The 10,638-nt window shown below is 44.7% G+C and carries 8 protein-coding genes; 4 read left to right on the top strand and 4 right to left on the bottom strand.

The genetic code is table 11. The features are described 5' to 3' along the window. Together QTO00_RS07760 and QTO00_RS07765 are read right to left on the bottom strand one after the other, a co-directional pair. On the bottom strand, positions 1-390 hold a 390-nt coding region (locus QTO00_RS07760), incomplete at its 3' end, for a glycine betaine ABC transporter substrate-binding protein (RefSeq protein ID WP_443088907.1). Positions 391-613: 223 nt separating this feature from the next. Beyond that, a complete protein-coding gene (locus tag QTO00_RS07765) occupies positions 614-2,365 on the bottom strand; it encodes an SgrR family transcriptional regulator (RefSeq protein WP_331424085.1) in 1,752 nt (583 codons plus the stop codon). Between the two features lie 263 nt (positions 2,366-2,628). Between QTO00_RS07765 and QTO00_RS07770 the strand changes: the two genes are divergently transcribed. From QTO00_RS07770 to QTO00_RS07780, 3 genes are all read left to right on the top strand, one after another. Continuing rightward, entirely contained in the window at positions 2,629-4,065 is a 1,437-nt protein-coding gene (locus tag QTO00_RS07770) for a coniferyl aldehyde dehydrogenase (protein ID WP_331424086.1), read from the top strand. A gap of 180 nt (positions 4,066-4,245) precedes the next feature. Continuing rightward, positions 4,246-4,419 (top strand): hypothetical protein, encoded by a 174-nt coding sequence (locus QTO00_RS07775; protein ID WP_331424087.1) that lies wholly within the window; start codon positions 4,246-4,248, stop codon positions 4,417-4,419. 269 nt (positions 4,420-4,688) lie between these two features. Beyond that, the gene (locus QTO00_RS07780) at positions 4,689-5,852 is read left to right on the top strand and encodes a tetratricopeptide repeat protein (protein ID WP_331424088.1); all 1,164 of its coding nucleotides are present in this window, start codon (positions 4,689-4,691) and stop codon (positions 5,850-5,852) included. 63 nt (positions 5,853-5,915) lie between these two features. Here QTO00_RS07780 and sstT read toward each other — a convergent pair whose 3' ends face one another. Together sstT and QTO00_RS07790 are read right to left on the bottom strand one after the other, a co-directional pair. Next, entirely contained in the window at positions 5,916-7,136 is a 1,221-nt protein-coding gene (gene sstT / locus QTO00_RS07785) for a serine/threonine transporter SstT (RefSeq protein ID WP_331424089.1), read from the bottom strand. A 328-nt stretch (positions 7,137-7,464) separates the two neighbouring features. Next, complete coding sequence (locus QTO00_RS07790; protein ID WP_331424090.1) at positions 7,465-9,405, bottom strand: DEAD/DEAH box helicase; 1,941 nt, start codon at positions 9,403-9,405, stop codon at positions 7,465-7,467. 476 nt (positions 9,406-9,881) lie between these two features. Between QTO00_RS07790 and QTO00_RS07795 the strand changes: the two genes are divergently transcribed. Next, a partial coding sequence (locus QTO00_RS07795) for an RNB domain-containing ribonuclease (protein WP_331424092.1) occupies positions 9,882-10,638 on the top strand: 757 nt, incomplete at its 3' end.

Here is a 10,638-nt window from a genome sequence, read left to right on the forward strand (position 1 = left end):
GATGGTCGCCATTTCTGGATACTGTTTAACTAGATATTCTGGGATCCAAAAACCTTCTTCGCCGCCGTTAACTAGCGATTTACCTGCATAGCGAAGACGTTTTTCTGCAACGCCCTTGTCGAGTGCATCTTTAAGGGCGTTGCTCCATAGCTCAGGCGCTACGTCTGGTTGACCCTTTTCAATCATCGACGTTCCCGTTGGCATGGTGTCTCCGGGAATTAATTCGGCTTCACAACCATAGCCATGTTCTAGGATAAATTTATCTACATTGGCAATCACTGTTGCAGAGTTCCAGTTCATATCAGCGATTGTTACCTTGCCACACTCGTCAGCTTGGGCATGGAAAGCGGTTGCGCTTAGGGTTAGTAATGCAGCCGTTTTTAGTTTCATCTTAATTTCCTTCTTAATGAATACCTTATAAAAATAGCGAATTGATGTTTAGAGTTCAAATTAATATGTTATCTCTGTGAGCTATTGGTATACAAATTTGTGACAGAAACACGAAATACGCGCGAGTAAAGCGTGCATTTAGTCACGTAAAACGACTAGTGATGCGTATTCAGGAGAGCGTTTATGCTTCGTGCTCAAACCATTGCGCTATATGTTAAAAAGATTAATCTGCAGACCAAACACTCTTTATATCTGGCCAACCCCAGTTGGTTAAGGCTACGTCTTTTAATACGCCTTCGAAACGTAAAGTCTGGCGATGGTGAAAGAGGGGGGTTAACCAGTACTGGTTGATTAATGCCGAGGCGATTGGTTCTAAGGCATTCAAGTAGTCGGTAAGGTGAGTCTGTGCCCGAAGTTGATTGAGTTGATTGAGTAGCCAAATTTTTGATTCATCACCGATACCACGTTGAATGATCGGGTTGTGATACAGGCTGTTGAACGCTGATGCATGTCTATTGTCGTCAAGGTTTATGTTGGTCAGGATCAGTGATTCTTCAAGTTGACCTAAGTTGGCAAGCCTCGTCAGTTCTCTATAACTGTAGCTGTTGATGGTCACTTTGGTGCCAAATTGTTCTAACAGGTGTTTGACTGCTAACGCACAACTTTTCAACGAACTGTAGTCGTAGATGGCAATGCTCAGATGCTGAGGAAGAGCCGCTTCGGGCATTTCTGGTCGGGTGATGTTGTGCCATATTGGGAGTAAATTGTATGCGAGCTCACAGCCGAATATTAGATTTGTTTCCTGTAGATAGTTGAAAATTCTCTGTGGTGTTAAGTAAGTGGATAAGTAGCGTCGCTGTTGATCATCTAAGACGGTTGTCCCTGATTGGTTGAAGAGAACAAATATACAACCATCTTCGGTGCGACTCTGTTTGATGTTTGGGTCGATATCTTGGCTCACGTGCTGAGAAACGTAGTAACTACAACCTGTGTTGATTTGGTTTTTAGCTTGGCCAGTTTGAACTTGCTTTTTGCTCGATTCTGTTTGGTCGAGATGCCAAATAGTGACCTGGTCTGTTAATGCGCGACATGCATAAAATCGATCGAAAGCTTGTAAACACAGCCTGCTGCTCGAGTGCTCGGTAACCTCAAAAGGTCCGCAACCGACTACTTGGTTAAGGGTGTTGTTGTTTAATTGGTTGATTGGTTGAATGGAGTATTTTACTCCTGAAACTAAACCGCCAAAACCGTGGTCAGGTGCTGACAGCTTAAAGACAATCTTATAAGGACTTGGCGAATATACATCGACTAAGTGGTTGAGCTCACTTTGATAATCTTCTAGTTCACTAAGCCGCTTAAATAGTCCAACGATACTTTGTGCGTCGATTTGAACACCATTGTGGAACGTCAGTCCGGGGCGTAGATAAAAACTCCATTCAAGTTGAAGCTCGTCATAGTGCCAGTGGTGAGCAAGTTGTGGTTCAAGACTTCCATCAGCAGCACTGGATACTAGACAGCAATAGACCTGGCGTAGCAAGTACCGTTCACTTGAACGCTGAAGGTGATGCGGAAGCAAAGGTTCAAATGGACGCTTATATGTTAACTGAATATGCAGCAACCCTTCCCGTATTGACGCCCCTGACGTGCTTTGCAGAAGTCGACCGAACGCCTGCTCGTCATCGTCGAGGATCGAGAGCGCTTTTTCGTACTTTCCCTCGAGTATTCTTTTTGCCGCGAGCTTGGTTTTTAGTTCTTTCAGGCTGATATGGAGGATCAATGTCGAACGTTGATTACGTCCTGCTTTTGGTTGCCATGACAACCAAGACAACTCAAGCATCTGATTGAGCAAGTTACGTGCATGTCGTGGGGTAGTAAATAGCGACTCAGCAACGACAGGTAGTGTGGTTTTATGCTCAACGCCAACACCTAGCGGAATCAAGCGAGTGTAATAGCGAAGCAAGTTGAGATCTGACATTTTAAACTACCTATGCTTAAAGGTTGGTATGCTGGATTGTGTTCCTATTTTAACTCGAATTAAGCTAGATATAACGTATTTGAACTCAATTTTCTAATTATATGGAATTGGTCTGAAGTCATTATGCTATCAATTTGTTCCGTATTAAAGTGTCAGTTGTCTTACGTTAAGTAGGTTGAGCCGCCATGAATGAAAACTCGCTCAAAGCGTCAGTAAGCCCTATTATTAAACAAGATATAATTCAAACGTTGTTGGCCTAAAATATGGAAAAAGTGGTAGACCTAAATCGATGGCAAAAAGAACATATCAGAACCGAACAAGAACTTAAGCATCTATTTGCGGAAGTAAAAGGTCATTACCAAACCTTACCCTATCCAGAATTAGAGCTGAGATTAACGCTGCTTGAAGCTTTGAAGCGTCAGTTGATTGAGTGTAAAGATAAGCTGGTTGAATCGCTGAGCCAAGATTACGGACAGAGAAGTGAATTTGACAGTTTAATTTGCGATATTTTGCCTGCGGTTGCGCACATCAACTATACCCAAAAACATCTCAAGAAATGGTTGAAAACCAGTAAAAGGCGCTCAGGTCTAATGCTATTTCCTTCTAAAATTGTTGTAGAATATCAACCACTTGGTGTTGTAGGTGTTATCGTCCCTTGGAATTTTCCAATTGTTTTAAGTATCGCCCCTATCGTTACTGCTCTGGCCGCAGGCAATCGAGTCATGGTAAAGCTTAGCGAGCACACGCCAAAAACTAATCAAGTGTTGAGTGAGATCTTGGCTTATATTGGTGAGTATGTTTATCCAGTCGAAGGGGGCGTCGATATTTCGCAGTCCTTTGCTACACTGCCGTTTGATCATCTGATCTTTACTGGCTCAACCCAGGTCGGCAAATTAGTTGCCTCAGCCGCAGCGAAAAACTTAACGCCGGTAACACTCGAGCTTGGAGGGAAGTCTCCGGCGATTATTGCTAAAGATGCGGATATCACCAAAGCCGTTGATGCGATATTGCTCGGTAAATCGATTAACGCAGGTCAAATCTGCGTGGCTCCTGATTATGTGTTGGTACCGCAAGGAAAAGAACTTCAGTTTATAGAGCGCTATTTAGCGCGTTTTTATCAACTCTATTTAGATGAAGGACAAATGGCGTCGGCAACTTGTATCGTTAATGATGCCCAATACCAAAGGCTTGAACAATACTTGCTCGATGCAAAAAACTTAGGCGCAACAATACATACCATCGAATATCTGCAGCTCAAGTCGAGACAGATGGCGCCTCAATTGGTAACGGGTGTCAGTGATAAAATGCGTCTAATGCAGGAAGAGATATTTGGCCCAATTTTACCTGTGATTGGATACCGAACCGTTGAGGAAGCATTGGCGTTTGTTAATGCACGCCCACGACCGCTGGCACTGTATCTGATGTCGAATGATACGTTGCTCCAACGACGAGTTATCGAGCAGACTCATAGTGGCGGTGTAGCTATTAACGATACGCTACTTCAAGTGGCAGCCGAGGATGCACCTTTTGGAGGAATTGGTGAATCAGGTATTGGACAATATCATGGGGTGGAGGGATTCAGAACCTTCTCAAAAGCAAAAACGGTGCTCTACTCACCCACTTGGATACCACGCAGTCATTTGTTACTAAAGTATCGAAAGCTGGCGGTGCGAGTTCTCGGTCGCCTGTTTATTCGTTGAGCATTCAGAGCCAAGACGGTAAAGAGTATCGCTGACGTAGAAGCGCTGATTGAAGATTGTTTGACTGTCTGGTCAGCCAGACAAGTTATGCTTTATAAAAGTCGGTGCAAGGTCCCATAAAACCGTAATTGTTGATTATACTGTAAAGGCAGGGACCACAACTGTTAGAGGAGTGTGGATATGGAATTACGTAATCAACGTGGTGAAATTACTCAAGTAGCTGATAACCTCACCATAAAAGAAGTACTGGAAATGGGTTACTCGATAGACTTGTGCGATGAGATGTTCGATCCCAATGAACATTGGATAGCAAATGCTGACCGAATAGCCTACGGCGAGATGCCTGAAAACTAGTAGAATTGATATACATCGAATCCGAGCAATGCTCGGATTTTTTGTTTAACAGCTGCTTAACTCTGAGGTATTTAAAAAGCTGACATATATTTAAAAGCCATTTGATGAGGGCTGATACTGCTTTTACTCAGACGTTGTGAAGCAAGTACCACCAGTCGGTCGATTACATGACATTCGTGCTACGATCTAGGGTAATATGAGGAGCTCAAATAATTGGGCGTATTGCCGATACAATTAAAGTAACGCCTTAGGAAACGAAAGAAGAACGAATGAATATAATGGGGATCGCCATCGGGGCGACAGGCTTGCTGCTTCTCTGCATGTTTTTGTGGATGCTAGCCTTATCTTTGCGTAAAAAACGATTAGAGCAAGAGCGAAAAGAGCGAGAAATTGCTTTTCGTAAAGCTATGGAAAAAAATCGTAAGCAGGAGCATGAAGAGAGAATCATTAAGGCTGAGGGAGGTCATATTCCCACTATCCTCTATCTAGCGAAAGAGTGTGAGCGCACGAGGCTGCAAGAAGCAGTTTATTGGTACACCAAGGCTGCGAATCTAGATAATATCACAGGTATGTATGGTGTGCTGCGCATTAGCGATAAAATGAAGCAAGATCTGGTACTAAGAGAGCAGGCCAAGTACTGGAGAATATGTATTGCCGCAGCCGAAGGTAGTCTGCCCCATCAATATGAAATGGCTCAGGCGTTATTTTCCGGACATGGTACAGAGGTTAATATACAGAAAGCGCTATCTCTGATGGAATCTGCCGCTGAGCAGAATCACCTTGATGCGATTATTTTCTTAGGTGATTGGCACATCGCTCCAAACAATCCGAACAAGAACCCGCGCTTGTCGACGGATTACTACCGCAGAGCAGCAGAGCTTAAAAGCAATGAAGGCCGCATGAAGCTGGGTTTAAATTATATTCAAGGCCGCGGTGTAGCGCCTAGTTTTGAACGTGGCGTTTATTGGCTTGAACGTGCCGCTGAGAAGGGGCATTTAGACGCCATGTACAGAGCAGGCGAAACTTGGATGGACCAAAAGCCAAACGGAAACGCGCTTGCGTACATTTGGCTGTTTTTAGCCGGACAACTTGGTCATGATCCTGCAAGACACCTGCGCGACCAAGTCGCAATGAATATCGGTGTTGATACTGTGGTTGGTTTGCAGAGCTTGGCTAAGCCTATGATTAAGAAAATCAGAGACAATAAAGTCAGCAAGCATTCTATCATTAAAGCGCTGAATAAGTTGTATAAACACCGTCGTATCCCATTAGATGAAAATAGCGATGTCGTTGCAACCTTATCATCAGAAACCGTCGATTCTCAAGACGTTATTGAGCACGCAATTATAGAACAACCAAACGTCGACGACCAAAGAGCCGAAGAGACTCCGTCTAAGGTCGATTATTCTCAATCACCAATGGACAAACAATAAAAAATGGCCTCGTTTTCACGAGGCCATTTTTTACTTAAACGTTAGGTCAATAGACCCTATCCGCTATTTCAAAGCTTGCTTCTGTTTGGCTTTGCAAACTGCGGCAGTAAATACTACGTCAGTTGAGCTGTTTAGTGCAGTTTCAGCCGAGTCTTGAACCACACCAATAATGAAGCCAACCGCAACAACCTGCATTGCGATCTCGTTTGGAATACCAAATAGACCACAAGCTAGAGGGATGAGAAGCAGTGAACCGCCAGCTACACCAGATGCGCCACAAGCAGATACAGACGCAACTATGCTTAGTAGCAATGCAGTCAGTAGATCCACTTCGATACCCATAGTGTGTACCGCGGCAAGTGTCAGTGTTGTGATCGTGATGGCAGCGCCGGCCATGTTAATGGTTGCGCCAAGTGGGATAGACACTGAGTAGGTGTCTTCATCGAGCTTAAGCTTTTCACACAACGCCATGTTAACTGGGATGTTTGCAGCACTTGAACGGGTAAAGAATGCTGTCACACCACTTTCGCGAATACATTGTAGTACGAGTGGGTAAGGGTTCTCGCCAGTTTTTACGAATACAATAATTGGGTTGACGATAAGCGCAATAATCGCCATTGAGCTAAGCAGTACAACAAGTAGCTGTGCGTAACCTGCTAGAGCTTCAAAGCCTGTTGTTGCTAGAGTAGCAGAGACAAGGCCGAAGATACCAAATGGGGCTAGACGAATAATAAAGCGCACGATTTGTGATACGCCGTGGCTAAGATCTTCAAATACCGCTTTGGTGGTTGCTGAAGCGTGATGAAGCGCTAAACCTAGACCAATCGCCCACGCAAGAATACCAATGTAGTTTGCGCTCATTAACGCGTTCACTGGGTTATCAACGAGTTTGAACAGTAAGGTATTGAGAACTTCGCCAATACCTTGTGGTGGTGTCGCACCTTCAGCGCCAGATACTAAAGTCAACGTGGTTGGGAACATGAAGCTAAGTACTACGGCCGTTAAAGCGGCAGTAAATGTACCGAAAAGGTATAGAACCACAATTGGTCGCATGTAGGTATGCTGGTTTTTCTTTTGGTTAGCGATCGACGCTGCGACCAAAATAAACACTAAGATAGGCGCTACGGCTTTAAGCGCTCCAACAAAAAGGCTTCCGAGTAAGCCGACGCTTTTTGCAGAATCTGGAGATACAGTCGCCAGAGCGACACCAAGGATGATGCCGGCTAGGATCTGTAGGACCAGATTGCCACGTGCAAAGCGGGCAATAAGAGAGTTGTGTTGCATAGTTATTCTCACGGTGAATAGATTTATAAATTTATAGTAATTCCAGCAATTATCAGCTGAGTGAGACATAGTAACGGCTTGAAATAATGTGTCTAGAATTAATTGATAATCAGTATTAAATGTTAACTAAATTGATCTAATTTGAATTTATTGTTCTTGTTTTGTGTCTTGTTTGGTGGAAGGTGTGGCGGGGGCTTTGGTCAGGCAGGGTCGTGCTGTGGCGAGCTTTATACTTAGTTTATATTGTGTATGTGGATACGAAAAAGGCTCTAAGCATGGAGCTTAGAGCCTTATTAATCTATTTAGCTGCTATGAGTGAGCGACTAAATTAACCTTCGCTGCGATTACCACGACCATGGCCACGTTCGCCACGGTAGTTACCACGGTTATCACCACCACGGTTGCGGTCAAAGCGACGCTCGCCATCACGACGACCACGACCACCTTCGCGGTTGCCATCACGGCCGCCTTCACGGTTACCGCGGTAGCCACCACCATCGCGGTTGCCGTCACGGTTTCCACGATGTCCGCCTTCACGGTTACCACGGTAACCACCGCCATCACGACGACCACGGCCACCGTCACGACCGCCACCACGACGTGGTTCACGGAAATCAGTAAAGTCACATACTACCGCGTCAACTTGTTTCTGACGGATACGTAGTTTGCGTAGTTTACCTGCAGTTTCAGAAGACATTGCTTTTGGTAGCTGAACGTAAGTCTCGCCTTGTGCTAGCTTGATTGCACCGATAGAGCCTTTAGTTAGGCCAAGTTCGTTTGCAAGTGCACCAACGATGTCTTTAACCTGAACACCTTGCTCACGGCCAACTTGTAGTTGGTACGTATCCCAGTCTTGAGTATTGAACTCGCGACGACCGCCATCACGACCATTTTCGCGGCGCTCTTTACGACGTTGCTTGTCACGCTCAATCGCTTCAATCATTGGGTCTTCGCCAATGTAGAATAGTGGGCGCTTACCTTGCTGGCGCTTAAGTAGGATAGCGGCAAGTGTTGCTGCATCTAGCTCTAGAGACTCTTGTAGTTTCTCAACTAGCTCAGAGAATTTCTCTAGCGCTTTGTGTTCTTTATCTGCTTCTAGTTCTGTACCTAGTTTTGCTAGGCGAGCTTCTGCAACCTTATTGCGGTGCGGAAGTTGAATCTCTTCCATAGAAGATTTAGTTACGCGCTCGATAGTGCGAAGCATGCGTAGTTGGTTAGTGCGAACTAGCAGGATCGCTTTACCTTTACGTCCAGCACGGCCAGTACGACCAATACGGTGGATGTATGACTCAACATCGAATGGGATGTCGTAGTTAAATACGTGTGTGATACGTGGAACGTCAAGACCACGCGCAACAACGTCAGTCGCAACTAGGATGTCGATAACACCTTGTTTGATGTGGTCAACAGTACGCTCACGTAGAGACTGAGGGATATCACCGTGCAGTGCAGCTGCTTTAAAGCCACGTGCAGATAGCCAGTCAGCTAGGCGCTCAGTATCTTGACGAGTACGTACGAATACGATTGATGCGTCAGTCTCTTCTGTCTCTAGAAGGCGTGACATTGCTTCGTCTTTTTCTACACCTTTAACAACCCAGAACTGCTGCTCAACTTTGTCTACCGTGTGGTTTTTACCTGCAACGTCGATCGTTTCTGGATCGCGTAGGAAGCGCTCAACAATGCTCTTAAGCATAGGAGGCATAGTTGCAGAGAAAAGAACGCGCTGTGCAGACTCAGGAGCGTGCTCCATGATTTCAGTTACGTCGTCAACAAAGCCCATGTTTAGCATTTCATCAGCTTCATCAAGAACAAACGTGTGTACTTCGTCTAGGTGTAGACGATCACGGTTGATAAGATCTTGAACACGACCTGGTGTACCAACAACGATGTGAGCACCGTTTTTAAGTGCACGCATTTGATCAACGATAGATGCACCACCGTAGATCTCTAGCACTTTAAGGCCAGCGATGTTTTTACCTAGGTTCTTAACTTCAGCAGCTACCTGGATTGCTAGCTCACGAGTTGGAGCAAGAACAATTGCTTGAGGCTTACGTTGTGCAAGGTCTAGCTTGTTAAGAAGAGGCAGAGAGAAAGCGGCAGTTTTACCAGTACCAGTTTGAGCTTTACCTAGCGCGTCTTTACCAGCCAATAGGTGCGGGATAGCAGCAGCCTGAATTGGAGTTGGTGAAACAAAACCCATACCATCAAGAGCTGAAAGGATAGAGTCGTTAAGCGCTAGATCGCTAAACTGAATTACAGAATCTGTCATTGGGATCCTACTATATATAAGTCAACAAAAGGTCCCACGAGCTCTACCAATTCCAATACCAATCCAGTTGAGAGCTGATTCCGTTCAGATGCGGAAAAGTCGTAAATCGCATCAAGCCACTAGGGACATAAACATATCGATACCACTAACTATCTGCTCGTCATTCTAGAGCAAGTTAACGAACATATAGTTGGGGGCACCGATATAAGGGGGCGGATTATTCCCTAAAAGCATAAAAAAAGCCAGAAAAAATTGAATTTCATCACATAATTTTCTTGATATGAGAACGTTTGTTCACATTTTCGACATCTTGTTGTGCCGGTTGAATAAATTTAAAGCAACACACCTTGTTAATATCCAGCTGATTTATCGCGAGATTACTAGATTGTCATCCACTGAGGTAGATAGCGTATAGGTGCAATGATATAGTGTGCGCCATTATTCGGTTAGTTACTCACTCGGTTAAAACAAGATAAATGTTTCAAGATAACCCTCTTCTTGCTCAACTTAAGCAGCAAATTCAAGAAAATCTCCCTAAGAAAGAAGGCACAGTAAAAGCAACTGACAAAGGCTTTGGTTTCTTAGAGGTTGATAGTAAAACCAGTTACTTTATTCCGCCCCCGTACATGAAGAAATGCATGCATGGTGACAAAGTCAAAGCGATCATCCGTACAGAGAAAGATCGTGAGCAAGCTGAACCTGAAGAGTTACTAGAGCAAGGGCTTAACCGTTTCATTGGCCGAGTTAAACTGTTCAAAGGTAAGCTGAACGTTACGCCCGATCATCCTCAGCTGAAGAAATTATCTTTGAAAGCGAAGACGCGTAAAGGTATTAAGAGCGATGACCTAAGAGAGGGCGATTGGGTAGTTGCACATTTGATTCGACACCCACTAAAAGATGACAACGGTTTTTTTGTCGAGATCAGCGAGAAGATCACTGACGCAGACGACAAAATCGCACCTTGGTGGGTAACGTTGGCACAAAATGATCTGCCAAACAGTGAACCAGCAGGCATCGATAATTGGGAGCTCAAAGACGATTCAGACCTAGAGCGTATCGATATGACACACGTACCTTTTGTCACCATTGATGGTGAGTCAACAAAAGATATGGATGACGCTCTCTATGCGAAAAAAACTGAGTCAGGTGACTTTGAGCTGACGATTGCGATTGCCGACCCAACCGCCTACATCACGCCAGATAGCAAAATGGATAAAGTCGCCCGCGAGCGTG

Origin of the sequence: Vibrio sp. M260118 (assembly GCF_036533755.1) — a bacterium.
Classification (GTDB): domain Bacteria; phylum Pseudomonadota; class Gammaproteobacteria; order Enterobacterales; family Vibrionaceae; genus Vibrio.

Bases quoted from the DNA above. Each gene is read 5' to 3' on its own strand.
- QTO00_RS07770 (WP_331424086.1), top strand. From the start codon at position 2,629: ATGGAAAAAGTGGTAGACCTAAATCGATGGCAAAAAGAACATATCAGA.
- QTO00_RS07775 (WP_331424087.1), top strand. From the start codon at position 4,246: ATGGAATTACGTAATCAACGTGGTGAAATTACTCAAGTAGCTGATAAC.
- QTO00_RS07765 (WP_331424085.1), bottom strand. From the start codon at position 2,365: ATGTCAGATCTCAACTTGCTTCGCTATTACACTCGCTTGATTCCGCTA.
- QTO00_RS07780 (WP_331424088.1), top strand. From the start codon at position 4,689: ATGAATATAATGGGGATCGCCATCGGGGCGACAGGCTTGCTGCTTCTC.
- QTO00_RS07790 (WP_331424090.1), bottom strand. From the start codon at position 9,405: ATGACAGATTCTGTAATTCAGTTTAGCGATCTAGCGCTTAACGACTCT.
- sstT (WP_331424089.1), bottom strand. From the start codon at position 7,136: ATGCAACACAACTCTCTTATTGCCCGCTTTGCACGTGGCAATCTGGTC.